This window comes from Acinetobacter sp. 778_lipA (assembly GCF_058242985.1).
The window spans coordinates 2159176-2183973 of record NZ_JBZAYT010000001.1 but is presented as its reverse complement, the minus strand read 5'-3'; the positions used below and the strand labels follow the sequence as shown (position 1 = coordinate 2183973).

The following is a 24798-nucleotide window of genomic DNA, read 5'->3' as shown; positions in this document are numbered from 1 at the left end:
AAATTTAAAGGTATGTCGCTTTTTTTTACCGCTATACCATTTCTTCTGTTTTTTTTGGACGTTGAACTAATATTTCAGTTGCATCAATCACAACAACTTCCCAATCCACTTCATCTCGATTAGGAAGTTGTTTTGGCAAGTTAAATTTTCCAGAACGGATTAAGGTATCTTCAATAACACGTATGATACGAATTGCACTCGTTTCAGATACACCGTAACTCATACCAAGATGGAAAAATGTTCGATATTCTCTCCAATATTCTATACATAAGAGCAAACGATCTTCCAACGGTAATTTATGCGGTCGTCCTTTACCAATATGACGAGGTAAATGCTTATTTAGCTCGGCCAACATCAGGTTAAATGTAGCCCAACTAACACCGGTAAGCCTACGAAACTTAACGTCTGATAATTTTTGAATATCTTTGAATTTCATCCAAGGATTATCTCTTGAATTAAATAATTTTGCTGATTAATTTAAGATCAAATAAATTGTACGTTTTTTGATTTATGACGGAAGTCTATTGTATTTAGTTTCAAATCTTTTACACTCTTCTACATAGCTGATTATTTAAAATTAGCGCCTTAGTTCTTTGGATTAAGAGTTTTTGAATTAAAATAATGATTTTGGGATAGGGAATTGGATGTATTTAAAATATTGGGGTATCAGTTTAGTTGTATTATTGCCGATGTAAATACAGGCGATCGGCTATAGTTCAGAGTATTTAAACTGTATGAATTCGGCAGGTTCGAGCTCAGCAACACTTGCCAGTTGTATGAAAACAGAGTTGAGTAAACAAGATGATCGTTTGAAATCATTATTTAAACAGACACTGGACCTGTATACAGATAAGCAACAGAAAGTTCAAAAGAAATATCAGAAACAATGGCTTAAACTTCGAGAACAGCAGTGTGATGAGTCGAATAAATCAGTTTCAGATGATTATAAAATGAAGTATTACAATTGTGCGCTTAAACAAACAGTCAATAGAGCCAATATCTTAGAGAAACAAAGCTATCGTTTATAGTGCTTTATTGCGCTATAAAATAATTGCTAAGTAAATTGTCGTAAAGCATTATAAATGTCATGCAAAACAAGGTATCATAAGGCGTTTAAAAATATGACCTTGGAGAAACCTTAAGTGGATCGACCGACTATTAGCCCTGAACATTTACAGGAAGCTGCTGAAAACCTATCAACAATTCGTGATTTTATTCGTTTTGGGGTTACAGCTTTACGTCAATACGATGCACATTTGGGTCAAGGTACAGAAGATTATTTTGCAGAAAGTTCTGCCTTGGTGTTACAAACGCTTTCTTTAGAATGGAAGGCGGATGCTGAAATTTTAGATTCAAAATTATTGCCAAGTGAAAAAGCTGAGTTTTTAAATTTACTCGAACGTCGTGTAAATGAAAGAATTCCAACCTCTTATTTACTTAACCTCGCTTATTTCTTTGGTAAGCCATTCTATGTTGATGAGCGTGTGTTAATTCCTCGTTCACCGATTGCTGAATTGATCGAAAACCGTTTTGCACCTTATTGTTTAGATGAAAATGGACAAACACGTGCAGGCGTGAATAATTTACCTGAAAACCCAAATCCAAAAACACCACAGCGTATCTTAGATATGTGTACGGGTTCAGGTTGTATTGCGATCGCGCTGGCATATGCATTCCCTGATTCAGAAGTAGATGCAACTGATATTTCTAAAGAAGCATTAGAAGTGGCTTCTATTAATGCGGAGCACCACAATAAGCAATATCAGGTGGCTTTGCTTGAGTCAGATTTGTTTGCCAAAATTCCAGCTGAAAATCAATATGATTTGATCGTTTCAAATCCACCGTATGTGGATGCCGAAGATATGGCAGATCTCCCGGATGAATTCCATCATGAACCTGAACTTGCTTTAGCTGCTGGTCAAGATGGTTTGGATTTAGTTCGAAAAATGTTGGCTCAAGCTACTGATTATTTAACTGAAGACGGTTTAATCGTGATTGAAGTAGGTAACTCAGAATGGGCAATGAAACAGAATTTTAATACGATTGATTTTTACTGGTTACAGTTCCAAAAAGGCGGTACAGGTATTTTTGCTTTGACTGCTGAACAATGTCGTACATTCCGTGATTTATTTATTCAATCTATTCAAGCTTAAGGAGTCGTAAGCATGGCAGGTAACAGTATTGGACAACTCTTCCGTGTAACGACTTGTGGTGAATCTCACGGCGTAGGCTTGATGGCAATTGTTGATGGTGTGCCACCGGGTCTTGAATTATCTGCTGAAGATTTACAAATTGATTTAGATCGTCGTAAACCGGGAACGTCTAAGTTTGCTACTCAGCGTAAAGAGCCAGATGAGGTTGAAATCATTTCTGGAGTTTTTGAAGGTAAAACGACAGGAACTTCGATTGGTTTATTGATCCGTAATACAGATCAAAAATCTAAAGATTATGGCAATATTGCGCAAACTTTCCGTCCAGGCCATGCAGATTACACCTATACGCAAAAGTATGGTTTCCGTGATTATCGTGGTGGTGGTCGTTCAAGTGCACGTGAAACGGCGATGCGTGTGGCAGCGGGTGCGATTGCAAAGAAATTTCTTTTTGAGAAATTTGCGATTGTGATTCGTGGGCATGTGACGCAAATTGGTACAGAAAAAGCACAAGCTTTAGATTGGAATGAAGTTCCCAATAATCCATTCTTCTGTGGTGATGTCAATGCAGTTCAACGTTTTGAAGCGCTGGTGACATCATTGCGTGAACAGGGTACCAGTTGTGGTGCAAAGCTTGAAATCCTTGCAGAAAAAGTACCTGTAGGTTGGGGTGAACCCGTATTTGATCGTTTAGATGCTGATATTGCCCATGCCATGATGTCAATCAATGCGGTGAAAGGTGTTGAAATTGGTGATGGTTTTGCAGTTGCAGAACAATTTGGTCATCAAACACGTGATGAACTTAGCACCGATGGGTTTTTAGCCAATCATGCTGGTGGTATTCTCGGGGGTATTTCTTCAGGTCAAACCATTCGCGTAGCGATTGCGTTAAAACCAACCGCAAGTATTACCACACCAGGAAAAACCATCAATCTAGATCGTGAAGATACAGATGTCCTCACCAAAGGTCGGCATGATCCTTGTGTGGGCGTGCGTGCGACACCTATTGCTGAAGCCATGCTTGCCATTGTATTGATGGATCATTTTATGCGTCACCGTGCACAAAATGCGGATGTGGTTGCACCATTTGCCCCAATTGAACCTAAATAGCAAATATATTTGAGATAAGAGAGGGTATTTTAGTTTTGAAATATCTTTAATTATGAGAGCAAATTTCAAATGATTTGTCTTTACTTAACAAATTTAGGTCAATGCGAATGGATTCATTATTTTAAGTTAAAGATTTTCAGTTAAAAAAACCAGACATTTTGTCTGGTTTTTTTATATCTATTCTGCTCAGTCTTATTGAGTAACAATTTGACCTGTATAACCCTTTAAGAACGTTAGGTACGCAGAAGATTGTTGACCATCTGCCTTTAAGATTGAACGTTCAACATCGCCCTGATTGGTGACCAATTTAAGTGAAATTTCTTTACCATTACGGAATGAGTTAAGAAAACTGACTGGAACATTAATCGAGTTTGATGAAACTGTACCCGCATATTGGGTCGTGTTAATGGTTGAATATGTATACGGCTGGCCATCCACTAAGAAAACAAATTGGGTAATATCATATTTTGTTGGGTTGTTAATTTCTGCTGTGATTTTAAAGCCATCACGGACTTCATCTTTCCAACGCATAGATAGTTCAGGGCAAACTTCATTTGCTTCACAGATTAAAGGGCCTTTTGTAACAACTCTTTCTGGATAAGAGCCAGCACAACCCGCCAAAGTTAAACATGCTAAAGAAGAAATTACTGCAAATTGAAGTTTCATACCGCTTCCTAATAAGTTCATTTGTGTTATTGATATGTTGATAATCTAGGTAAAATTTAACGCTTTTTAGTTAAAAAGTGAATTAAATATTTCAGTAATTTGTATTTTAGTTAAGGCGTAGCATAAATCTTAAACAATATTTAAGATTTTTAATATTTCCTTTGCAATATTTTCAGTCAATTGATTTAGTCGAGTCAACGGCTCAGCTTCAATAAAATATTTAAAATTTGATAACCTGTTTTGATAATAGATTGAGATAAAGAAAGTACCTTCTGGTTTTTCAAGACTCGCACTACCACCTGGTTTAAGTAAGCCCGTACAACTGACAATGATATCTGCAGCTGTAAAGAGCTTTTTTCCTTGAATTGCCATTGCTTGAGTAACTTCAACTGATTCAGCACTATATTTTTCGATGAGGGATGGATCAACTTGTAAAATTGAAATTTTAATAGAGGGGGCGTAACTGACTAAACCGCCTAATAAAATATCTGCACCACTGTTTTTATAGATCGAAAATTGGCTGGATAAATAACCAGAACTTGCACTTTCAATAAATGCGATTGTTAAATTCTTTCTTTCAAGCAGATCACAACATTGTTTTAAAAGCATAAGTATGACTCTAAAATAATTATTGATATTCAATAATTTAACTATAAGTAAATTGAAAAAATTTGCAAGAAAACTATGTGGAAAGTAGGCATACTCATCGTGTATTTATTTATTTAATTAATTATAAAAATTAATATGTTAGATTGATTTTTATCAATAATAATAAAATAACTAAAAAGAAATTGTGGTTGAAATAGGTTTGTCATATTTATTTGCCATAATGTCTGCACAAACAACAAAAACCAAGAATAAGCATTAAATAACAATCAAAAAAAGTTTAAAAGAATAATCAGCGTAAAGTCTGTAAATATGCAGTCAACCCACTCTTCAACAGGTGGGTTTTCCTTTTTTGGGCCAATCGTAGAATTACTGTGCAATATGGTGAATTTATATATTTCAAACCTGCCAAAAGATGATATAAATAAAAATAAAGTGCATATGAAAATGGAGTACGAATCATGAAAACGACAGTTAAGTATGTTGTCCTAAAAAGTAGAGAATATCAGCTTGGCACCGCTTTATTTGAAGAAAGTATTGAAGCCGAAGGAAATTATTTTGATCAAATTCCCGATATCATTCACTATCAAAATCATAATTTTAAAGTAAAGTCCAAAGAACTTAGCCGTAAGCAAATTTTTGATGATTTTGAAGAATCTCAAACCATTTTAGTCAAAGTTATCGCGATTTAATAATTTTCCCAAGTTGTCTTTGCTATGGACATTGCATAATTAAAACCCAGCTAAACTGGGTTTTATTTATCTGATAATTTAATCAATCACTGTTTGACAATCAATACAGGGAGTTTAGTTTGACCTAGTACGTCTTGCGCAAAGCTACCCAAGAAAAATTTCTGGAAGCCTTTACGCCCATGTGATCCCATGATAATTAAATCTGTATTTAATGATTCAGCAGTTTTAATGATGGTTTCTGCTGCAACCGAGTCTCTCACGACTTGTGCATCAATCTGAACACCTTGCTGTTCAGCCAATTGTTTGGCTTTGCCCAAACCTTCTTCCGCATTTTTAATTGCTTCTTCAATGTAATCTTTTAACATATCTGGCGAATAGTAAAAATCAGCAGCTGCAAAAGGGTCTTCAGCAACGACACTGATCGCAGTGACTTTGCTTCCAAAGGCTTTTGCAATCGCAGCAGCATGTTTTAATGCAGAAAAAGAAATGTCAGAACCGTCAACTGGGACAAGAATATTTTGATAACTCATAATCACACCTTTTTAATTAAGATTTCAAATAAAAACTAAGCTTCTTCTTGGGTAGATTTAATAATCAACACAGGCAGTGGAGAAATAGACAACACTTCTTGTGCAACACTCCCTAAGAAGAATTTTTTCAGACCAGTACGTCCATGGGAGCCCATTACAATAAGGTCCACATTTAGTTCATCTGCAACATCTAAAATTCCAGTAGCAGGAGGAACTTCACGTACCACTTTGGTATCTACTGTTGTTACACCATGGTGAACTAAAGTTTCTTGAATATCTTTTAAACGTGCTAAAGCATTTTTTTCAGCTTCAAATAAATATTGAGTTACAGCAGGCGCTATTTTATAAAAATCGACGCCTTTAAAAGGATCAACTGCGATTACACTCATCACAGTAATTTTACAGTTAAAAGCAAGTGCAAGTTTCTCTGCATGTTCAAGTGCAGCATAAGAAATAGGAGAGTCATCTACAGCAAGCAGTATGTGTTGATAAGCCATTATAAGTTTCTCCTTTTAAGGGGGCTGTTGACATTTCATAAAGGGTTTGCGTTGTAAGCTAAAATTGAGCAGACAAGGCAGGAAACGAAGAGAATAGCGAGACTATTTTCGAGTTTCATAACGCAGACTGAGATAATTTTAGCCACAACCCTTCGGGACTAGCGTGTTTTTTTTGCCGCTACGTCGTTACGAAATATTCATTTAGAATGACTAAATTTCATACTTCGTGCCTAGTATCACCAAAAAAACACACGTAGTCGCAAATCTAGACGAATTGTCAACAGACCCCGTCATTATTTATTCATTGATACCACATTGCGCTGTTAGTCGCAAATTGTCGATAGGAATTTTAGTTGATCAAAAGTGTGTTATTTCAAGCTTTTGTGAAATACACATAATTTTATTATGGTTTTATTTTGTAACGTTTAATTGTCCTTATTTTTTATTGAAATTTTATTCATATAAATTTGATCTCAGGTTTTAGGTTGGTGTTCTAAATAAGATGTATTTTGAATTCTTAAGATTCTAAAAACTGGCATGATAAATGCTTTAATTTAATGCAAACCAATATTTATGAATAAAATTTTGGCATCAATTTGGAACATTTTAAATCAAGTGCCATAGAAAAGTGGATCAGTATGAAAATTTATACGCAACGTCTAGACCATATAGAGTCAAACATTGAGGCTGAAAGTATTGAATTGACTTTTGATACTCGCCAAAAGAGCCGTTTTCGTGCAACTTTAAATAATGGGCACGATATTGGTGCAGATTTGCCGCGTACGGGCATTTTGCGTAGTGGTTCTTATATTGCAACTGAACAAGGTGAGGTGTTACGTGTAGATGCCAAAGCTGAAAAATTAATGCGAGTTTCTGCACTGGATAGTTTTGATTTACTTAAAGCTGCATATCATCTGGGAAATCGCCATGTTCCGTTAATGCTTTCCCCAACTGCACTTTATTTTGAACCTGATCATGTCCTTGCAGAAATGATCCAAGGTTTAGGGTTGACAGTAGATGAAGTAGAACATCCATTTGAACCTGAAAGTGGGGCATATGCCCAACATCAGCATGATCATCGTTTAAGCCCAATTAAGGCTTTACATCATGTCCATCACTAACGCATCGCAACTACTAAGTCTATTGACCTTGTCATCGACAGCCTTACCCATCGGTGCATATTGCTATTCGCAAGGGGTGGAAAGTGCGATTGATCAGGGTTTGATTCATGATGAAGCAAGCAGTATCGCTTATTTTGAAGAAGTACTGGAAATGTTGCTGGTTAGGTTTGAACTACCCATTTTAAAACGTTTAATGCAACATTATTTAGACGAGGTAGAATTTTTAAATTGGGCTAACTTTTATAAAGCAAGCCGTGAATCAAAAGAATTACGGGCTGAATCTCAGCAGTTGGCATTTTCTTTGAATGCTTGGATTCGTGATGTTTTAAAACAGCAACCTGAGATTAAAAAGCAGTTTGGTTTTGTACCAGTTTACGCACATTTATGCGGAACGTTGAAGCTTAATCTGGTGGATGTCCTAACAGCATATAGCTTTACTGTTTTAGAAAATCAAGTGCTAGGTGCAGTTAAAACTGTCCCTTTAGGGCAAATGAGTGGTCAAAGAATTTTGTGGCACTTACATGGCCTAATTCCTCAAGCGGTAGTACGTGCCTTGGCCTTAGAAGATGATGCGTTAAGTAGTGCCTTGCCCAATTATGCGATGTTAAGTATGTCGCATGAAACTTTATATTCACGATTATTTAGATCATAAATGACACGGTTCATTCCCTACTTTTATAGAGAATGAAGTATAGAAAAGGAAAAAATGATGACAGAACGTAGCCCTTTACGTGTTGGAATAGGTGGTCCTGTTGGTTCAGGTAAAACAGCATTAACCCTAAATTTATGCCTTGCTTTACGCAACAAATATAATATGGCGGTTGTGACCAACGATATCTATACCAAAGAAGATTCTAATTTTTTAACTCGTCATGAAGCGATGTCACCAGAACGTATTGTTGGTGTTGAGACAGGTGGTTGTCCGCATACTGCAATTCGTGAAGATGCTTCAATTAATTTGGCTGCAATTGATGATCTTTGTGAAAAATTTAATGGTTTAGAGCTGATTATTATCGAAAGTGGTGGAGATAATCTAGCCGCTACGTTTAGTCCCGAATTATCTGATTTAACCCTTTATGTGATTGATGTTGCAGGTGGTGAAAAGATCCCACGTAAAGGTGGTCCAGGAATTACCAAGTCGGATTTATTGATTATTAACAAAACAGATTTAGCCCCAATGGTCGGTGCAAATCTCGATGTGATGGATCAAGATGCAAAACGCATGCGTGGTGATAAACCTTTTCTATTTTCAAATATGAAAACTCAAGCTGGTTTAAACCAAATCATTGAGTTTATTGAAAAACAAGGTTTATTTAAAGCTTAGTCGCGATATTAAAAATAATTGTAACTATTTGAATTTAAAAATAATCAAAGGAGAATTTGAATGCGTATTTTAAAAAAAACTCTGATGGCATGTGCTGCATATTTACCTGTATTGGCTTTGGCTCATCCTGGACATGATCACCATACTGGGTTTTGGGCGGGCTTTATTCATCCATTTACAGGTTTAGATCATTTGATGATGGCAATCGCATTTGGTGTATTGATGTGGACAGCAAATCAACGCTGGAAGCTTTTTGGCTTGATAGGCTTAGCTTCAGCGATGGTGGTTGGTTTTATGATCGGTAGCCAAGGATTTATTCCAGCAGCAATTGCTGAATACGGCATCATTGCTTCATTGGTTTTACTGGCTGTAGCGCTTTGGACAAAAACAAATCAAGTTTTACCTATTGCAGCAGTTTTATTGGCAAGTTTTCATGGTGTTGCGCATGGAACTGAACTAGGCCAATCCGGTCATGCCAGCTTACTGATTTTAGGCATGGTGACAGCAATGGCATTGATCTATGCGGGTGGTTTAGGCATTGGTGCTTTTATTAAAAAGTACGTTCCATATGGCAAGAAAATTATTGGTACTTTGGCTGCGGTCGTTGCAGTTATTGGTTTGGCTTAATGTTTAAGCGCTTAATTGCTGATATCCATTTATAAAGGCGGCCATGATAAGTTTAGTGGAACATCTTCCTGATCAGCGCCTTTGGTATGCAAAACTAGAATTGGGTTTTCAGGCTCAAACTGAGCGGACAGTACTAGCCCATCGTAGACATTTTGGACCTGTACGTGTGCAAAAGATGCTTTGGCCTGAAAAAACTGGGATTTGTCATGCGATTATTGTCCATCCGCCTGCGGGTATTGCAGGTGGCGATCATTTAACATTTGAGATTAATGTTGATGTTGCTGCCCATGCCTTAGTCACGACCCCTGGTGCAGGTAAATGGTATCGAACCAATGGCAAACAAGCTTATCAACATATCCATATCTCAGTTAAACACAATGCTGTGTTTGAATGGCTTCCTCAAGAAACCATGTTATTTGATGGTGCCAATGCTCACTCAGAAACCTTGATTCAGCTTGATCAGACAGCAAGCTTTATCGGTTGGGATATGTTGGTGATTGGTCGACAAGCTCGAAATGAAAAATTCCAATCTGGTGCTTATCACAGTCATTTAAAATTATGGCGAAATCAGCAATTACTGGTGGCAGACACATTGAGTTTTAAAGGCAATGATCGTTGGCTAAGTTCTTGTCTAGGCATGAATAATCATGCCGTTATGGGAAGTTTATGGGCAGTTCCTCCTGAAAAATTCCGAGCAAACATTTATTTAGAGGCACATATCGATTTAATTCGTGAGTTGATGATGCGAATGGATATGCCTGTCAGGTTAACCTTATTGGGTGATGTCATCAGTGCACGTTTTTTAGGTGATGATGTTCGACATTGTCATGATGCTTTTGCAGCAATTCGTGCCAGATTGAGGCGATATTGGTTTGATTTGGATGAAGCATTTCCACGAATTTGGCGAACTTGATTCATTTAAAGTTCGTCTTTTAGAAATAAAATCTGCGTGTTTAATTTAAAACTGAGCACATATTTTGCATAAAAAATGCAAGAACTTTAGGAAACACATATGGAACTCAATCCTACTGAAAAAGACAAACTGCTGATTTTTACAGCGGGTTTGGTTGCAGAACGTCGTAAAGCACGTGGACTAAAACTCAATTATCCTGAATCTATTGCATTTATTTCCGCAGCACTGCTTGAAGGTGCGCGAGATGGAATGACTGTCAGTGAGTTGATGCATTTTGGCACTACCTTGCTCAGTCGTGATGATGTGATGGAGGGTGTGCCTGAGATGATTGCCGAAGTGCAGGTAGAGGCTACTTTTCCAGATGGCTCGAAGCTCGTCACAGTCCACCAACCGATTATATAGAATACTTTTTAAAAAATTAGGATAAGCACATGATCCCTGGTGAAATTATTACACCTGATTGTGATATTGAAATGAATGTCGGTCGTGAAGTACTGAAAATTTCAGTGTCAAATTTAGGTGATCGACCGATTCAGGTGGGTTCACATTTTCATTTTTATGAAGCCAATGATGCTTTGCAATTTGATCGTGAACGTGCCAAAGGTTTTCGTTTAAATATTGCAGCGGGTACAGCGGTTCGGTTTGAGCCGGGGCAGCGACGTGATGTTGAAATCGTTGCACTGGTCGGAAAACGTGAAGTCTATGGTTTCGCAGGGCGTGTGATGGGTAAGTTGGACTAAAAGGATAATCAAAATGAAAATGTCACGTCGAGCTTATGCTGAAATGTTTGGTCCTACCGTTGGGGATCGATTACGTTTAGCAGATACCGAACTTTTTATAGAAGTTGAACAAGATCTCACCACCTATGGTGAAGAAGTTAAATTTGGGGGTGGCAAAGTTATTCGCGATGGGATGGGGCAATCTCAATTACTTGCAGTAGATGTTGCAGATACGGTGATTACCAATGCATTGATTGTCGATTGGTGGGGAATTATTAAAGCCGATGTAGGATTGAAAAATGGGCGAATTTGGAAAATAGGTAAAGCTGGCAATCCGGATATTCAACCCGATATTACCATTCCATTAGGTGCGGCCACTGAGGTGATTGCCGGTGAAGGGCAAATACTTACAGCAGGTGGAATAGATACCCATATTCACTGGATTTGCCCACAACAAGTTGAAACAGCGTTAATGTCAGGAACAACAACCATGATTGGTGGTGGTACTGGTCCCGCTGCAGGAACATCGGCAACAACGGTAACACCAGGGCCATGGCATATTTCAACCATGCTGCAAGCCATTGATGATTTACCTATGAATATTGGCTTATTGGGTAAAGGTAATTTAAGTCAACCTGAACCGATTGCGGAGCAGATTAAAGCAGGTGTGGTGGGGCTGAAATTGCATGAAGACTGGGGTTCTACCCCTGCTGCAATTGATAATTGTCTAACTGTGGCAGATGAATATGATGTACAAGTTGCGATTCATACCGATACTTTAAATGAAAGTGGTTTTCTTGAAGAAACACTGGGGGCATTTAAAAATCGTACTATTCACACTTATCATACTGAGGGCGCGGGTGGCGGTCATGCGCCTGATATTTTAAAAGCCATTGGTCAGGCAAATGTTTTGCCATCTTCAACCAATCCAACCCGCCCATATACTATCAATACCATTGATGAACACTTAGACATGCTCATGGTCTGCCACCATTTAGATCCAGCGATAGCTGAAGATGTCGCATTTGCTGAGAGCCGTATTCGTCGTGAAACGATTGCCGCAGAAGATATATTGCAAGATCTCGGCGCAATTTCAATGATGTCTTCTGACTCTCAAGCCATGGGGCGTGTGGGTGAGGTGATTTTACGTACTTGGCAAACGGCGCATAAAATGAAAGTGCAACGAGGACCATTAGAAGGCGATAATCAGTATCATGATAATAATCGGGTGAAGCGTTATATTGCAAAATATACAATAAATCCTGCCATTACTCATGGTTTAAGCCACGAAATTGGTTCTATAGAAGAAGGGAAACTTGCTGATTTGGTGTTGTGGAAACCCGAGTTTTTTGGGGTAAAGCCATCAATGATCATTAAAGGTGGAATGATTGCGGCAGCGCCAATGGGAGATATTAATGCCTCAATTCCAACACCACAGCCGGTACATTACCGTCCAATGTTTGGGGCATATCCAAGAGGCGTGCACAATACCTGTATTACTTTCTTGTCACAGGCCGCAATTGAACTAGGTGTTGCTGAAAAATTACAATTAAGGAAGTTAATTTCACCTTGTAAAAATACCAGAAACATCACTAAACAAGACATGAAGCATAATAGCTATTGTCCTGTGATGGATGTGCATCCTGAAACCTATGAAGTTCGTGCCGATGGTGTACATCTAACTTGTGAAGCTGCTGAAGTATTACCCATGGCACAGCGTTATTTCTTGTTTTAATTCAAGATAATTCGAATTTGAAAATGCCTTTCTTATGATAAGAGAGGCACTATTTTATTTGAAATCAATATGTCTCTACGTAATGCAACCAAAGACAACTTTATTAATTTAAAAAGCTATGTTTAATATTGGTTGGTATAGGTACAGCGATACAACCCTTTTCTTTTTTTGAGTTTTATTGATGACGCAATTTTGGTCTAAATTTTTTTCCAAGTTATTTTCTACTTTGTTTTCAAAACTATTGAATGAAAAACAGCGCGATTTGAATAAACATCATCAAGCTTATTCTCGTTCAGACGTTGCAGTGGCCGTGGATACATGTGCTACGGAGATTGGCTTTGCACAAGATCAAATTACTCAAGTCAGCCCTCAAGGTGTAGATTTGATTTGTGGTTTTGAGGGATTAGAGCTCAAAGCCTATGATGATGGCGTCGGGGTTTGTACTATCGGTTATGGAACAACGATTTACCCGCATGGAAAAGCTGTTCAGTATGGGGATACTTGTACCATTGAACAAGCAAAAAACTATATGCAACATGATCTTAGGCGTTTTGAACAAGCAGTAACTGCTGCTGTAAACGTTCCTTTAAATCAAAATCAGTTTGATGCGTTGGTTTCATTGAGCTATAACATAGGTATCGGTGCTTTTAAAAACTCAACCTTATTAAAATTATTGAATACCTCTGATTATCACGCTGCCAGTCATCAATTTGATGTTTGGATCAAGGCAGGTGGCAAAACGGTACAAGGTTTAGTAAATCGAAGAGCAGTAGAGAAAACTTTGTTTCTTAAGCACTAAATATGACTTGCTTTTTCAAATGTTGTTCTGAAAACGTGTGTTAATTCCAGATGATTCATTTTGAATTATCATTCTTTTTAAAATGTTGTCTAAAAATTAAAATAGTCAAGGTTGATATGAGCATTTATTTAATTCGCCATGCGCAAAGTTTAGGGAATGTAAATGGTAAAACTGAGTCCCATGCAAGTATTCCCTTAACCGAATATGGACATGAACAGGCGCAAAAACTTATTGATGTTTTACCTCCAGCAAAGCAGATTTATGTCTCTCCATTTATCCGTACACGTCTAACAGCTGACCCAATTTTATTACGTGATCAGATTACACCTCAAATTTTGGATATCCATGAGTTTTCTTACTTATCCGATATGCGATGTAAAAATACCACTTTAGAGGAACGAAAACCTTGGGTAGATGATTATTGGAATCAAGCAGATGTCAATTTAGTTACAAGTGAAGGTGCTGAATCTTTTGCAAATTTTTATTATCGCGTTACGGACTTTATTGTGCACTTGGATTCCCTAAAAGCGCATTATCAACATGATCATTTACTGGTATTTAGTCATGGTCAGTTTTTACAGTTATTTAAAATGCTGGTTGAGCAAAAGCGAGAGTTATCATCACAATTAATGCATGATTTTCGTTATGCATTGTTAAATCATCAATTAAACAATACAGAGTTTTTTATTTTTAAATAAAATGAGAATAAAATTATGAATTTTATAATAAGAAAAATTGCGCTATTGACGGTTTTTACTTTTATACCTGTATCGATATATGCAGATATTGCGGCTTTAAAGTCAGATTTAACTCAATTTGCGCAACCTCTTGAAACACAATGTAAGGGGCTTGATCGCTATATGCCTCTTAACATGTTACATCAATTTTTAAATCGCCCAAATTCTGAAAAAATAGATGTGTATTCGATGGATGTAATTTTTGTTTCAGATCTTTTGGGTTATTTGGAAGATAAAAATTGTGCTTTAGCAGCTTCTGACTTCACAATATCAGGTGTTAAAATTTTGAATCAATATCATGATTTATGGGAGAAAGATTTACCTAAAGAGAGAAATGTTCTGAGATACGAAACCTACCTTGCAGCAGGCGATGCAAGTTTAGTGAAATATAAATGGACTCATAAGATTCAATATCTAGATGATGCACATCAATTTTATACACAGTACTTAATGACCAATGCAATCAGTCAACAACAAAAAGATCAATGTGGGAAAAAATGTGCAGAATACTTAGCCGATGTGAGTAAGGTGCAATACTTTAATCTCTATGATTACGCTTCTATATCTAAGGAATATCAAAAACTTTTTCATGATATTTATGAACAATATTCACAACAAGATGCAAATTTCTCAGATAGTCTTGAAAGCCTTAATCTAGTTTTTGAACGGACTGATCAATTTGAAGTGGGCGCAATTAAAACCACAGGATTAAGCTCAGTCAATAATGAAGTGGCTTCTTTAAATAATTTTGAGACTGTTTTTAGTTCTGGTGATAAAAAACTTATAGAATTTTATATAAAACGTTTAGATCAATATCTACAAAATAGAATCCAGCATAAATTATTAGATGCAGAGATGACGGATAAAATTTATCAATTCTTGTTAAAAGAATCGAATGAAAATAATTCGATGATTGTACGTACTCAGCAGGAAAGTGCTCTTCAACCTAATCTAAGTTTTCAAATTGGAAAACACCACTATATTTTCAAGGGAACAAGTCATCACGTGCAGTTAATTTTCCAACCCGTTGACTAAAGCATGAGTGAGATTGGCATAAAAACTGCTTGATCATTCACACTAAAAAATGGTGATTGAAAAGTTTAAAGGCGGTTTGAGTGAATAAAACTTATTTACGTGGGCAAGACTTAATAGACCAAATCCAAAATACTCCCTATTCACGAGATCTCATTGGCTATCACGGTGAAGTACCCAAAGTAGCATGGCCAAATCAAGCCCAAATAGCGGTACAGTTTGTTCTTAACTATGAAGAAGGTGCTGAAAACCATATCGAACATGGTGATGCCGGTTCTGAGCAGTTTTTATCTGATATCGTGGGAGCAGCAAGTTTTCCTGACAAGCATATGTCGATGGATTCGATGTATGAATATGGCGCTCGTGCAGGATTCTGGCGTATTCATCATGAGTTTAAAAAGCGTAACTTACCCATGACCATATTTGGAGTGGGTATGGCGCTGGCACGTAATCCATATATTGTGGAAGCCATTCAACAAGCCCATTACGATGTGGTTTCACATGGACAGCGTTGGCTAAATTACCAAAATATAGATATTGAAACGGAACGTCAGCATATTGATCAAGCAATCAGCATTTTAGAAACCTTATTTGGCGCTACACCAATGGGTTGGTATACAGGGCGGGATAGCCCAAATACTCGTAAATTATTGGCTGAATTTCCACAGATTAAATATGACTGCGATTACTATGGTGATGATTTGCCATTTTGGACAAACTTAACCGATTTACAAGGCCAAAGCCGCCCGCACCTGATCATTCCATATACTTTAGAAAGTAATGATATGAAGTTCTGCGCGCCTGCTGGTTTTAACAGTGGCGAGCAATTTTACCAATATTTAAAAGATGCCTTTGATGTGCTTTATGCAGAAGGTGAAACTGAGCCGAAAATGCTATCGATTGGAATGCATTGTCGTATCCTGGGACGTCCCGGTCGTTTTAAAGCATTACAGCGTTTTTTAGATTATATACAGGCACATGAAAAAGTCTGGATCTGTCGTCGCGGTGATATCGCTGAACATTGGTTTAAACACCATCCAGCCGCATAATTGTCGCTATGAGGATGTGGCTTTTAAGGTAAGCACTTTATTTTTAATTGAATGCAGTAAAGCGCGCAGCAAAGTTTATATAAAAGTGTTTGAAAATTTTAGCGAACTCAAGCATAGGTATTATTCGTGAAAATAGAAGAATTTAATCAAGCATCATCAGAAGAGCTTACAAGCTTGCTCAAGCATTGTGTGCACATTCAACGTTGGTCAGATGAAATTTTGTCACAACGTCCATTTGTCAACACTCAAGCGTTAATGGATTTTGCAAAAATACAAGCCTCAACTTGGACATGGTTAGAAATTGTAAATGCATTAGCGACACACCCACGGATCGGTGAAAAAAAGGCTCAGGCAGTGCTGAGTGAAAAAGAGCAAGCATTTTCTCATCAAGAGCAATCAGCAATAAAACAGAACACTGAAACACAACATGCTTTATTGCAAGGCAATATTGCTTATGAAAAGAAATTTGGTCATATTTTTTTAATTCGTGCTATGGGCTTAGATCAGACTGAAATTCTACAAGCACTGAAATATCGTTTATTAAATGATCCTGAAACAGAACAGCGTATTGTTAAACAACAACTTGGTGAAATTGCAATGTTAAGACTCAATCAAGAACTGAGTGAAAATGAAAGCTTAAATGATTGATTGCATTAAAATAATGTTTAGAAAGGAAATAACATGATCAGTACCCATATCTTAGACACGCATCTTGGCAAGCCTGCCGTAAATGTTCTGATAAAATTATTGGATAGCCAAGACAATATTGTTGCAGAATCAAGGACCAATGAAGATGGACGGGTAGCAGATTTTAATTTAAGTGAAATTAAAACAGGGGATTATAGTTTGGTTTTTTATACTGCTGAATATTTTGACCGTTTAGCCTTAGCAACGTTTTTCCCAAAAGTTGTGATTCATTTTTCAGTCCTTGATTTGGCACAACATTATCATATTCCTTTATTAATCAGCCCATTTGCTTATTCCACGTATCGTGGTAGCTAGCTTTTATAGAATTAGATTATTTTATGATTTTAAAGCCCATTGATTTGGGTTTTTTTTAATAAATTTTGACCAAGTGTAAAAATTGGCTTTGTTTTTGCTTATTCACACAAGTGTTTACCGTTATTTCTGATGGGGAATTTATAAAATGAACTTAACACAATTTGCTGCGCTTTCAACTTTAGTTTGCACTGCTTTTAGCACTCATGCTGCACCTATTTGGCAAGACTTTAGCATTACAGGTTTATATGGAAAAAACTATGAACTGATTGCTCGGGAAGACGACCAATCGACCATAACTTTTGAATATGCAGCCAAATTAAAATATGGGGATTTCTTTGCATTTGCGGATCGTACCAATAATGATGTTTCAGGTAATGAGACGTATTTTGAAGTGTCACCACGATTGAGCTTGGGTGCTATTTCAGGGCATAAGTTGGAAGTGGGTCCAATCAAAGACGTTCTCATTGCCACAACATGGGAAGGTGGTGAAGGTTTTAACAATTATCTGTATGGGATCGGGGTAGATTTAGCAATTCCATATTTCCAGTATGCACAATTAAACTTCTATAAAGCAGACAATTATAAGAATACGGATGACGATTATCAGCTGACTTTTGTCTTTGGTGTACCATTTAAAATCGCATCAGAAGATTTTCTTGTCGATGGTTTTCTTGATTGGTCAACTGCAGAAGATGACCATGCCAGTGAGTTAAACTGGACTACACAATGGAAATGGAATGCGGGTAAACATATTTCACCAGATACTAAATTGTATTTAGGCGTTGAGTATTCAGTTTGGAATAATAAATATGGAATCTCTGGCAAAGATGAAAACAATGTCAGTGCGTTGATTAAATATCATTTTTAAAACGATTTTTATCTGATCATGATTTTATTTGATTAAGTTAAACTCAGAATAAATTTTCCAATCAGAGCAACACAAAACAATGTTGCTCTGAAGTTTAAGAACATACAAAAAAAGTTTTTAATCAATACTTTTAAAGCTAATTTCGCCCCATTAGCATTTTGAATTCATGTTATGAAATGATGCTTATTCCTTATAAAGTCAGGACAATATTTTCATTAAACTGAAAAACATCACAATTGTGACCCTCACCGATCCGATCGATTACCGTAAAATCACTGGGTGCTTCTAGTGTCAATAACGGATGATGCCAAGTGCCTGCGCGATAGTTTACAGCCTGTAGACCATTGCTAATAAAGGCGTAAATATGTTCAAGATCAGGTTGGTCTTGGTCCAAAGCGGCTGCAACAACAACCAAGAAAGATTGACCTTGCATCGGGATAAATGCCTGTGAACCAATCGGATGTCGTTCAAGCATTTGAATTTCACAAGGCACTTGGGTTTTTTGAATATTTCGAAAAATACTCAATCCGATTTCAGCGTTGGTCGCTTGAGCCAAGGATAAAGCATGATAACGTTCCGTATGCGCACTATTGATATGGAAAAAATCATTGCCAGTACAAGCAATGACCTCACCAAATGGGGCAAAAGCTTCAGCTGTTAAAGGTTGAATTTGAATATATTTCATAAAATCACTCTATAATTTTACCCCATAATCGGATACGACTAATACCACCGTCTGGAATCATATTGACACGAATATGTGAAATTTTTTCATGCTTTAAAATGTCGGCTACATAATCATGAATATGATCCATTTGCATATCCTGAGCATTGAGTAGAAATGGCCAAAACATACTTTGTGGAATTAGTTGTGGATCAGTCGCATTTTCAATATATATCGCCTGAATAGAAACTTGAGCAGGGAAATTTCCTTTGAAATGTGCAGTATCAATTTCAATTTTTTCAATTACACCACTTTGACCGAGTGCTAAAATACACCAATCAAATCCAGGCGCACGGCGACGTTTGGTTTCCCAACCATCTCCCATATTAATTCCACGATTCGGATTGATCAAATTACGAGGATGACCAAAGTGGGCGTCGCTATAGGCAATCACGCGTCCACCATTTTCTAGTGCTAGTAAATCTAATGTTTTTTGATGATCTTGAATCTGTATTTGCACTTCGCCATAGACGCGAAAACGTGCAATACCACCATCAGGAAAAATATTTAAGCGGACATGGGTAAAGACTGCTGAATTTTTAATGTTAAAAATATGGTGTTGGCTTGGGCCAAGAATAGAATTATTTAGAATGGGTTGCCAAAGTGCATTGCTTAAGTCCCCATTTGGTGCATAACAGGCTTCAATTGAAGCAGAAGCAGGGTAATTCCCAGTAAAAAAAGTGGTATCAATATCAAATGCTGTAATTTTTCCAGCAACGCCTAATTTAATAATTGCCCAGTCATAGCCTGCATGTCGTTTACGACGGGTTTCCCATCCATCCATCCATTTGCCGTGATCATCAAATTTATCTTCTACAAAAATGGGTGGATTAAATTGCAACATTCGTTGTGCTTCTGCAAAAAAATCATCTGAACATTCAAGTACTTTTGTACCAATTCGGGGATCTGCCAAATTGGTGCATTGTTGTAAATGTGCAGGAAGCTCAAAACTTGGTGCAAGTAAAGTTGCCATATTTATTTACCATTCATATTGCGATTTATATCATTTTATTCATTGATATGGGTGCTTAAAGTTCAATAAGCACTCATAAAAACAATATCTTACCGTCCTCATCATGCATAGCCTATGCCAACTTTGCTTGACGAATGTTGTGATTTTTAAATAAATGGCACGTTTTTAGCATTTTAGTCATAAGTGTTAAAGATACAGACAGAGGAGAAATAGATGGAGATTACTATTATTGGTGCAGGTATGGGGGGATTAACCGCAGGTATTGCACTAAAAAAATTCGGACATACGGTCACCATCTATGAACAAACTGAACAAATTCTAGCTGTAGGTGCTGCTATTTCTTTATGGTCAAATGGTGTTAAGTGCTTGAATTATTTAGGCTTAACGGATCAAGTTGCCAAACTCGGTGGTCAAATGGATCATTTAGCCTATATCGATGGACTAACTGGTGAGCACATGACTCAGTTTAGTTTAATGCCTTTGATTGAAGAGGTCGGACAACGACCTTATCCTGTTTCCCGTGCAGATTTACAAAACATGTTAATGGATGAATTTGGCCGTGACGATATTCATCTTGGGAAAAAAATGGTTGCACTAGAACAAGTAGATCAACATATAAAAGTTCAGTTTGCAGATGGCAGTGAAGTCACCACAGCATTGTTAATTGGTGCGGATGGAACACATTCGCTAACGCGCAAATATGTATTGGGTGAACAGGTTGAACGTCGTTATGCTGGTTATGTCAATTGGAATGGTTTAGTGGAAATTTCAGATAATTTAGCCCAAGCAGATCAATGGACAACATTTGTTGGAGAGGGAAAACGTGTTTCGCTTATGCCGGTGGCAGATCAACGTTTTTACTTCTTCTTTGATGTGCCATTACCTGTAGGTTTGGAAAACAGTAAAGCCCAATATAAAATACTATTTAAACAATATTTTAAGGACTGGTGCCAGCCTGTTCAAAACTTAATTGAAGCGATTGATGAGCAAAAAACCAATCGAGTAGAAATTCATGATATTGAACCTTTTACCCAGTTTTATAAAGGCAGAGTGGTAATTATGGGGGATGCGGCTCATAGTACCACACCTGATATTGGTCAAGGCGGTTGCCAAGCCATGGAAGATGCAATTTACTTAGCACGCGCTTTGCAAATCAATACATTAGGTGTAGAGGATGCCTTAAAACGATATCAAAATAAACGTAATGAGCGCGCCAATGAGTTGGTATTACGTGCCCGTAAGCGCTGTGATGTGACCCATATGAAAGATGAGGCTGTGACCGAAGCGTGGTATCAAGATTTACGTCAAGAACAAGGTCCACATATTATGCGTGGTATTATCAGTAATATTATCGGAAATCCTTTAGATTAAATGTTGCTAGGTCGATGCTGAATTTAAATTACTCAATCTAAATTCAGCATTGGAAATTTAACACTTTTGATTCATATATATGTTTAGGGAGTTATTGCTAGTCATCACTCAGCTACACGTCATTGCTTTGTTGCTTAAGGGGCTGTTGTTCATTTCTTTAAATCAATGATTTGTATTACAACATACCCAAACCTGATTATTGATAAGGGATCAACTTGAGCTTAAATGCTTCGATTTGTTCAATAAGATGCTTAATCATAATTTGCGATACGCGTGAAAGTTGTCGTTTTGGTGCAACACATAAAGCTAGTGTTAATGGATATAAACGTTTTTCTCGAATTGGCTTAAAAACCAGCTCGTCGCGCTCTAAATAAGGATAAGCATCAATAAATGACAATAAACCAATGCCCAAGTTCTTTTGAATTAATGACATCATCATTCGGATGTCATTACAATGTAAGTGATACTGAGGGCTAAACTTATGATGCTCATACAAGGTCTGTGCGTAATCATGAATAATTAAAGGTGCGCCAGGAATCAAGTGCTTATAGTTGACACTATCTGATAGATAGACTTTCTTATTTTTTGTTAAAGGGTGATCTTTAGGTAAAATAAAACCGATTGGGATTTCTACAAAAGAGAGAACCTCTAATTGATGATGTCCTTTAGGGTTTAATAAAATCCCAAAGTCAATTTCAGCCTCCATAATCATATTTGACACAGTTTCACTGTCTTGGATATGAAAATTAAAGTTGATCCAAGGATAGTTGTCATACATATATTGAATTGAATCTAAGACAAAACCATCACTCAGTGCTGAAATAAGCCCACAATTAATGGTTCCCCGAGAAAGCCCTTGAATTTCATCAAAACGATTACGAGTTAATTGAAATTCTTTTTGCCACTTAATCAAATCCGCATAGAGTAACTCTCCAGCAAGGGTCAGTTTTAAACCACTGGGTAAACGTTCAAACAGATCAATTCCAAACTCTTCCTCAGCGAGTGCGATTTGACAATGTACTGCAGATACTGAAATATAGAGTTGATCTGCTGCTTTTCTTAAGCTACCTGTCTTGGCAACGGCAATAAAATAATCTGAAAATCGTGAAAAAGTTGTATTCACAGGCATATGGGCTGTCCATTATTTATATTTCACGGACTTATTCCTAAGCAATGAAAATCAAGGAAATTTGAAACTCGCTAAAATCACAGATCACTAAGCGATTTTTATGCCAATGATGAGTTTTTTCTAAAAATAATTTTCAGATAGGTGTTCTATTTTTTAGAATGAGATAAGTAAAACATTCTAATAGACAGAATTAGACAAAATTCGTAATTTAAAACTCAGCCATGATTTTAGCTGAGCGCTATGCTGAAATCACAGCATAAGATCATGACATTAAATATATATTCTGTGAGTTTTGTATGAATGCAATTCCAGTTCTGAACTTGTTTAGTCAACCACAATGTAGTGGTTTTGAGCCTAAAGACTGGGAAATACTCGCTCAGCATTGGTATCCTGTCGCACGTGTGCAAGATGTCACAACAGCCCCACAACAAGTACAACTCCTCGATGTGAAAATGGCGCTTTATCAAACGGCAAGTGGTGCGATTCAGTTGGTGCGTGATATTTGCCCGCACCGTGGTGTACCACTCAGCAAAGGTTGGGTGCAAGGTGAAGAGATTGTTTGTCCATACCATGGATTGCATTACAACACAGCAGGTCAATGTACAAAAATTCCAGCACAGCCAGAACTGACAAATATTTCAGAGCGCTTTAGCCTCACCAAATTTCCTGTAGTTTTAAAATATGGTTTGGTTTGGACGAGTTTATTTAGCCGTGATGAAAGCCTCGCAAACTTTCCAATATTGGATACTTGGGATCATCCTGATCATCAGCCCATTTTGCCACCATTTGTTGATATTGCTGGTTCAAGCGGGCGGCAATTGGAAGGTTTTATTGATGTTGCACATTTTGCTTGGGTACATCAGCAGTCTTTTGCCGATGCTGAAAATCCTGTTGTACCCAAATACACCACTGAACGTACAGATTATGGTTTACATACTGAATATGTCAGCAATGTGAGCAACTATCCACATGGTTTACAGCATCTGGCACCAGAAGGTTTTTTATGGAAGCGAATTTTTGACGTTTACCCGCCATTTTCAGCAGTGTTAAAAGTTGAATTTCCACGTGAGGGCGTATTAAAAATTTTAAATGCCTGTTGTCCTGTATCACATAACCAAACTCGATTATTTGTACCACTCACCCGTAATTTTGATACCACAGGCGATTTGCAGGCAGTTTATGATTTTAATGCACAAATTTTTGCAGAAGATCAGGACATGGTAGAGAGTCAAAAACCAGAAGAGCTTCCATTGGATATTACAATGGAAGCACATTTTGAAGCAGATCGTTCATCTACAACCTATCGCAGGATATTGGCAGAATGGGGACTAAGCAAACGCTATATTGTGTAAATTTTCATTTTTCCATCCCCAGCGTCTGGAGGTAACATAATTAATCATATATTGATGATGAATGATCAATATATGATTAAAGCTGATCTTAACAACATAGATCTTCTTATAAAAAAGAGTTTGACTTCGTTAGTTTAGCTAATAATTTTTCTTTTAATTGTTGCCAATTTGTCGAAATCCAACACACCAAAGAGCCTGAAGTTACCAACATCACACCATACCAAAACTCTGGTGGTAGGTCGGTTTGTAAGATAAACATTGAAATCACAGTGGAGATGACTGGACTAAAATAAGATAAAGTCAACAAAATCGTAATATTGCCTTTGATAATGCCAATATTCCAAGCAGCATAACCCAAGGCCATCACCACTGAAACAATACCTAACAATCCAATTGTTGTAAGTTTAACTTGTGGAATTATATTTAGACTCAACCCATGTGACCATAGGTATTTAGTCCACAGTACAATACTGATCGAAACAAAGAAAAATGAAATTGGATTATGCCCATCGCTATATTTTTTGGTAATTACACAATATAAGGACCACAGCGTTGCCCCAACAAGTGCCAAAATATAACTGATTGGATTTTCGAGAATATTGGATAAAATATTAGACCAAGTTAAAGCACCTTGCCCAGTTTGAATTAAAATAATTCCACTCAAGCTGATGGCTAATCCAACAATAACAAAGACATTAAATTTAATTTCTTTAAATAGGATCAGCATGGCAACAGTTAATCCTGGCCAGAGGTAATTGACTAGACTGACTTCGATGGCCTGTTGAGCAGTTTGTGCCAGTGCAATAGCATAAGAAAAACATAATTCATAAATAACAAATAATAAGGTAGAAAAAATCAGATATTTTTTTGAAATTAATTTTAAATTTGGTATTTTAAAAAATATTAATAAAATACAAGTACTCAGTGTATACATCAGCAGCACAGCTAACTCAGCGCCCAAACTAAAACTAATTTTTTTCAATAAACCGACGATGGAAGACCATTGTAAAATGGCACTTAAACCAATCAACGTAGCGAGATTTTTTGACATATTGGGCTTTAAAATCTGAGG

At 37.0% G+C, this 24798-nt stretch carries 30 protein-coding genes; 21 read left to right on the top strand and 9 right to left on the bottom strand.

Going from position 1 to position 24798, the window contains the following annotated elements:
* Positions 1–31 precede the first annotated feature (31 nt).
* Entirely contained in the window at positions 32–436 is a 405-nt protein-coding gene (locus AC4CUY_RS10390) for a transposase family protein (RefSeq protein WP_490773745.1), read from the bottom strand.
* Positions 437–734: 298 nt separating this feature from the next.
* Here AC4CUY_RS10390 and AC4CUY_RS10385 point away from each other — a divergent pair, with 298 nt between their 5' ends.
* From AC4CUY_RS10385 to aroC, 3 genes are all read left to right on the top strand, one after another.
* Positions 735–1028 carry a lysozyme inhibitor LprI family protein gene (locus tag AC4CUY_RS10385; protein WP_336951037.1) on the top strand — a complete coding sequence of 98 codons (294 nt, stop codon included), beginning with the start codon at positions 735–737 and terminating at the stop codon, positions 1026–1028.
* Between the two features lie 114 nt (positions 1029–1142).
* The gene (prmB, locus tag AC4CUY_RS10380) at positions 1143–2153 is read left to right on the top strand and encodes a 50S ribosomal protein L3 N(5)-glutamine methyltransferase (protein ID WP_490774082.1); all 1011 of its coding nucleotides are present in this window, start codon (positions 1143–1145) and stop codon (positions 2151–2153) included.
* Between the two features lie 12 nt (positions 2154–2165).
* Positions 2166–3260, top strand: coding sequence for a chorismate synthase (gene aroC, locus AC4CUY_RS10375; protein ID WP_336951039.1), 1095 nt, complete (start codon positions 2166–2168; stop codon positions 3258–3260).
* A 192-nt stretch (positions 3261–3452) separates the two neighbouring features.
* Here the strand turns inward: aroC and AC4CUY_RS10370 are convergent, their stop codons facing one another.
* Together AC4CUY_RS10370 and AC4CUY_RS10365 are read right to left on the bottom strand one after the other, a co-directional pair.
* Positions 3453–3926, bottom strand: a complete 474-nt coding sequence (locus AC4CUY_RS10370; protein ID WP_004821699.1) for a hypothetical protein — start codon at positions 3924–3926, stop codon at positions 3453–3455.
* Positions 3927–4055: 129 nt separating this feature from the next.
* Positions 4056–4535, bottom strand: coding sequence for a CinA family protein (locus AC4CUY_RS10365; protein WP_490774081.1), 480 nt, complete (start codon positions 4533–4535; stop codon positions 4056–4058).
* Positions 4536–4993: 458 nt separating this feature from the next.
* On the opposite strand from AC4CUY_RS10365, the gene AC4CUY_RS10360 reads away from it, so the two are divergent.
* On the top strand, positions 4994–5224 hold the full coding sequence (locus tag AC4CUY_RS10360) for a hypothetical protein (RefSeq protein ID WP_336951041.1): 231 nt from the start codon (positions 4994–4996) through the stop codon (positions 5222–5224).
* A gap of 86 nt (positions 5225–5310) precedes the next feature.
* On the opposite strand, the gene AC4CUY_RS10355 is transcribed toward AC4CUY_RS10360, so the two are convergent.
* Both AC4CUY_RS10355 and AC4CUY_RS10350 read right to left on the bottom strand, forming a co-directional pair.
* A complete protein-coding gene (locus AC4CUY_RS10355; RefSeq protein ID WP_490774080.1) occupies positions 5311–5754 on the bottom strand; it encodes a universal stress protein in 444 nt (147 codons plus the stop codon).
* Positions 5755–5789: 35 nt separating this feature from the next.
* A complete protein-coding gene (locus AC4CUY_RS10350) occupies positions 5790–6251 on the bottom strand; it encodes a universal stress protein (RefSeq protein WP_004720286.1) in 462 nt (153 codons plus the stop codon).
* A 638-nt stretch (positions 6252–6889) separates the two neighbouring features.
* Here AC4CUY_RS10350 and ureE point away from each other — a divergent pair.
* The 15 genes from ureE to AC4CUY_RS10275 all read left to right on the top strand — a co-directional run bounded on the left by ureE (position 6890) and on the right by AC4CUY_RS10275 (position 18177).
* Positions 6890–7372 (top strand): urease accessory protein UreE, encoded by a 483-nt coding sequence (gene ureE, locus AC4CUY_RS10345; RefSeq protein ID WP_336951044.1) that lies wholly within the window; start codon positions 6890–6892, stop codon positions 7370–7372.
* Positions 7359–8024, top strand: coding sequence for an urease accessory protein UreF (locus AC4CUY_RS10340; RefSeq protein WP_419327237.1), 666 nt, complete (start codon positions 7359–7361; stop codon positions 8022–8024). Before ureE ends, AC4CUY_RS10340 begins: the two co-directional genes overlap by 14 nt.
* Before the next feature lie 57 nt (positions 8025–8081).
* A complete protein-coding gene (gene ureG / locus AC4CUY_RS10335; protein ID WP_336951046.1) occupies positions 8082–8696 on the top strand; it encodes an urease accessory protein UreG in 615 nt (204 codons plus the stop codon).
* 60 nt (positions 8697–8756) lie between these two features.
* The gene (locus AC4CUY_RS10330) at positions 8757–9323 is read left to right on the top strand and encodes a HupE/UreJ family protein (protein ID WP_419327236.1); all 567 of its coding nucleotides are present in this window, start codon (positions 8757–8759) and stop codon (positions 9321–9323) included.
* A gap of 43 nt (positions 9324–9366) precedes the next feature.
* Entirely contained in the window at positions 9367–10236 is an 870-nt protein-coding gene (locus tag AC4CUY_RS10325; protein ID WP_419820375.1) for an urease accessory protein UreD, read from the top strand.
* A gap of 99 nt (positions 10237–10335) precedes the next feature.
* Positions 10336–10638 (top strand): urease subunit gamma, encoded by a 303-nt coding sequence (ureA, locus tag AC4CUY_RS10320; protein WP_336951049.1) that lies wholly within the window; start codon positions 10336–10338, stop codon positions 10636–10638.
* A 29-nt stretch (positions 10639–10667) separates the two neighbouring features.
* The gene (locus AC4CUY_RS10315; protein ID WP_336951050.1) at positions 10668–10976 is read left to right on the top strand and encodes an urease subunit beta; all 309 of its coding nucleotides are present in this window, start codon (positions 10668–10670) and stop codon (positions 10974–10976) included.
* A gap of 13 nt (positions 10977–10989) precedes the next feature.
* Positions 10990–12690, top strand: coding sequence for an urease subunit alpha (ureC, locus tag AC4CUY_RS10310; protein ID WP_490774079.1), 1701 nt, complete (start codon positions 10990–10992; stop codon positions 12688–12690).
* 181 nt (positions 12691–12871) lie between these two features.
* Positions 12872–13489 (top strand): lysozyme, encoded by a 618-nt coding sequence (locus AC4CUY_RS10305; protein ID WP_490774078.1) that lies wholly within the window; start codon positions 12872–12874, stop codon positions 13487–13489.
* 116 nt (positions 13490–13605) lie between these two features.
* Positions 13606–14187 (top strand): histidine phosphatase family protein, encoded by a 582-nt coding sequence (locus tag AC4CUY_RS10300; protein WP_490774077.1) that lies wholly within the window; start codon positions 13606–13608, stop codon positions 14185–14187.
* 15 nt (positions 14188–14202) lie between these two features.
* Positions 14203–15261 (top strand): hypothetical protein, encoded by a 1059-nt coding sequence (locus AC4CUY_RS10295; RefSeq protein WP_483770994.1) that lies wholly within the window; start codon positions 14203–14205, stop codon positions 15259–15261.
* 80 nt (positions 15262–15341) lie between these two features.
* The gene (gene puuE / locus AC4CUY_RS10290) at positions 15342–16307 is read left to right on the top strand and encodes an allantoinase PuuE (RefSeq protein WP_419327231.1); all 966 of its coding nucleotides are present in this window, start codon (positions 15342–15344) and stop codon (positions 16305–16307) included.
* Positions 16308–16433: 126 nt separating this feature from the next.
* Entirely contained in the window at positions 16434–16955 is a 522-nt protein-coding gene (gene uraD / locus AC4CUY_RS10285) for a 2-oxo-4-hydroxy-4-carboxy-5-ureidoimidazoline decarboxylase (protein ID WP_419327230.1), read from the top strand.
* A gap of 33 nt (positions 16956–16988) precedes the next feature.
* Positions 16989–17309, top strand: a complete 321-nt coding sequence (uraH, locus tag AC4CUY_RS10280; protein WP_419327229.1) for a hydroxyisourate hydrolase — start codon at positions 16989–16991, stop codon at positions 17307–17309.
* Between the two features lie 145 nt (positions 17310–17454).
* Positions 17455–18177: an outer membrane protein OmpK gene (locus AC4CUY_RS10275; RefSeq protein ID WP_490774076.1), complete on the top strand. Its 723-nt coding sequence runs from the start codon at positions 17455–17457 to the stop codon at positions 18175–18177.
* A gap of 190 nt (positions 18178–18367) precedes the next feature.
* Here the strand turns inward: AC4CUY_RS10275 and AC4CUY_RS10270 are convergent, their stop codons facing one another.
* Entirely contained in the window at positions 18368–18862 is a 495-nt protein-coding gene (locus AC4CUY_RS10270; RefSeq protein ID WP_336951058.1) for an ureidoglycolate lyase, read from the bottom strand.
* A 4-nt stretch (positions 18863–18866) separates the two neighbouring features.
* A complete protein-coding gene (gene alc / locus AC4CUY_RS10265; protein WP_419327228.1) occupies positions 18867–19874 on the bottom strand; it encodes an allantoicase in 1008 nt (335 codons plus the stop codon).
* A 213-nt stretch (positions 19875–20087) separates the two neighbouring features.
* Between alc and hpxO the strand changes: the two genes are divergently transcribed.
* Positions 20088–21245: an FAD-dependent urate hydroxylase HpxO gene (hpxO, locus tag AC4CUY_RS10260; RefSeq protein ID WP_490774075.1), complete on the top strand. Its 1158-nt coding sequence runs from the start codon at positions 20088–20090 to the stop codon at positions 21243–21245.
* A 196-nt stretch (positions 21246–21441) separates the two neighbouring features.
* Here the strand turns inward: hpxO and AC4CUY_RS10255 are convergent, their stop codons facing one another.
* Positions 21442–22374 carry a LysR family transcriptional regulator gene (locus AC4CUY_RS10255; RefSeq protein WP_490774074.1) on the bottom strand — a complete coding sequence of 311 codons (933 nt, stop codon included), beginning with the start codon at positions 22372–22374 and terminating at the stop codon, positions 21442–21444.
* 296 nt (positions 22375–22670) lie between these two features.
* On the opposite strand from AC4CUY_RS10255, the gene AC4CUY_RS10250 reads away from it, so the two are divergent.
* Complete coding sequence (locus tag AC4CUY_RS10250; protein WP_336951063.1) at positions 22671–23726, top strand: Rieske 2Fe-2S domain-containing protein; 1056 nt, start codon at positions 22671–22673, stop codon at positions 23724–23726.
* Positions 23727–23832: 106 nt separating this feature from the next.
* On the opposite strand, the gene yddG is transcribed toward AC4CUY_RS10250, so the two are convergent.
* Positions 23833–24777 carry an aromatic amino acid DMT transporter YddG gene (gene yddG, locus AC4CUY_RS10245; protein ID WP_490774073.1) on the bottom strand — a complete coding sequence of 315 codons (945 nt, stop codon included), beginning with the start codon at positions 24775–24777 and terminating at the stop codon, positions 23833–23835.
* Between the last annotated feature and the right edge of the window lie 21 nt (positions 24778–24798).

Bases quoted from the DNA above. Each gene is read 5' to 3' on its own strand.
- AC4CUY_RS10360 (WP_336951041.1), top strand. From the start codon at position 4,994: ATGAAAACGACAGTTAAGTATGTTGTCCTAAAAAGTAGAGAATATCAG.
- hpxO (WP_490774075.1), top strand. From the start codon at position 20,088: ATGGAGATTACTATTATTGGTGCAGGTATGGGGGGATTAACCGCAGGT.
- AC4CUY_RS10355 (WP_490774080.1), bottom strand. From the start codon at position 5,754: ATGAGTTATCAAAATATTCTTGTCCCAGTTGACGGTTCTGACATTTCT.
- alc (WP_419327228.1), bottom strand. From the start codon at position 19,874: ATGGCAACTTTACTTGCACCAAGTTTTGAGCTTCCTGCACATTTACAA.
- AC4CUY_RS10300 (WP_490774077.1), top strand. From the start codon at position 13,606: ATGAGCATTTATTTAATTCGCCATGCGCAAAGTTTAGGGAATGTAAAT.
- ureC (WP_490774079.1), top strand. From the start codon at position 10,990: ATGAAAATGTCACGTCGAGCTTATGCTGAAATGTTTGGTCCTACCGTT.
- AC4CUY_RS10270 (WP_336951058.1), bottom strand. From the start codon at position 18,862: ATGAAATATATTCAAATTCAACCTTTAACAGCTGAAGCTTTTGCCCCA.
- AC4CUY_RS10385 (WP_336951037.1), top strand. From the start codon at position 735: ATGAATTCGGCAGGTTCGAGCTCAGCAACACTTGCCAGTTGTATGAAA.
- AC4CUY_RS10390 (WP_490773745.1), bottom strand. From the start codon at position 436: ATGAAATTCAAAGATATTCAAAAATTATCAGACGTTAAGTTTCGTAGG.
- AC4CUY_RS10330 (WP_419327236.1), top strand. From the start codon at position 8,757: ATGCGTATTTTAAAAAAAACTCTGATGGCATGTGCTGCATATTTACCT.
- AC4CUY_RS10350 (WP_004720286.1), bottom strand. From the start codon at position 6,251: ATGGCTTATCAACACATACTGCTTGCTGTAGATGACTCTCCTATTTCT.
- AC4CUY_RS10275 (WP_490774076.1), top strand. From the start codon at position 17,455: ATGAACTTAACACAATTTGCTGCGCTTTCAACTTTAGTTTGCACTGCT.
- AC4CUY_RS10370 (WP_004821699.1), bottom strand. From the start codon at position 3,926: ATGAAACTTCAATTTGCAGTAATTTCTTCTTTAGCATGTTTAACTTTG.
- AC4CUY_RS10250 (WP_336951063.1), top strand. From the start codon at position 22,671: ATGAATGCAATTCCAGTTCTGAACTTGTTTAGTCAACCACAATGTAGT.
- AC4CUY_RS10305 (WP_490774078.1), top strand. From the start codon at position 12,872: ATGACGCAATTTTGGTCTAAATTTTTTTCCAAGTTATTTTCTACTTTG.
- ureE (WP_336951044.1), top strand. From the start codon at position 6,890: ATGAAAATTTATACGCAACGTCTAGACCATATAGAGTCAAACATTGAG.
- ureA (WP_336951049.1), top strand. From the start codon at position 10,336: ATGGAACTCAATCCTACTGAAAAAGACAAACTGCTGATTTTTACAGCG.
- yddG (WP_490774073.1), bottom strand. From the start codon at position 24,777: ATGTCAAAAAATCTCGCTACGTTGATTGGTTTAAGTGCCATTTTACAA.
- AC4CUY_RS10365 (WP_490774081.1), bottom strand. From the start codon at position 4,535: ATGCTTTTAAAACAATGTTGTGATCTGCTTGAAAGAAAGAATTTAACA.
- uraH (WP_419327229.1), top strand. From the start codon at position 16,989: ATGATCAGTACCCATATCTTAGACACGCATCTTGGCAAGCCTGCCGTA.
- AC4CUY_RS10295 (WP_483770994.1), top strand. From the start codon at position 14,203: ATGAATTTTATAATAAGAAAAATTGCGCTATTGACGGTTTTTACTTTT.
- AC4CUY_RS10255 (WP_490774074.1), bottom strand. From the start codon at position 22,374: ATGCCTGTGAATACAACTTTTTCACGATTTTCAGATTATTTTATTGCC.
- AC4CUY_RS10325 (WP_419820375.1), top strand. From the start codon at position 9,367: ATGATAAGTTTAGTGGAACATCTTCCTGATCAGCGCCTTTGGTATGCA.
- aroC (WP_336951039.1), top strand. From the start codon at position 2,166: ATGGCAGGTAACAGTATTGGACAACTCTTCCGTGTAACGACTTGTGGT.
- ureG (WP_336951046.1), top strand. From the start codon at position 8,082: ATGACAGAACGTAGCCCTTTACGTGTTGGAATAGGTGGTCCTGTTGGT.
- AC4CUY_RS10340 (WP_419327237.1), top strand. From the start codon at position 7,359: ATGTCCATCACTAACGCATCGCAACTACTAAGTCTATTGACCTTGTCA.
- AC4CUY_RS10315 (WP_336951050.1), top strand. From the start codon at position 10,668: ATGATCCCTGGTGAAATTATTACACCTGATTGTGATATTGAAATGAAT.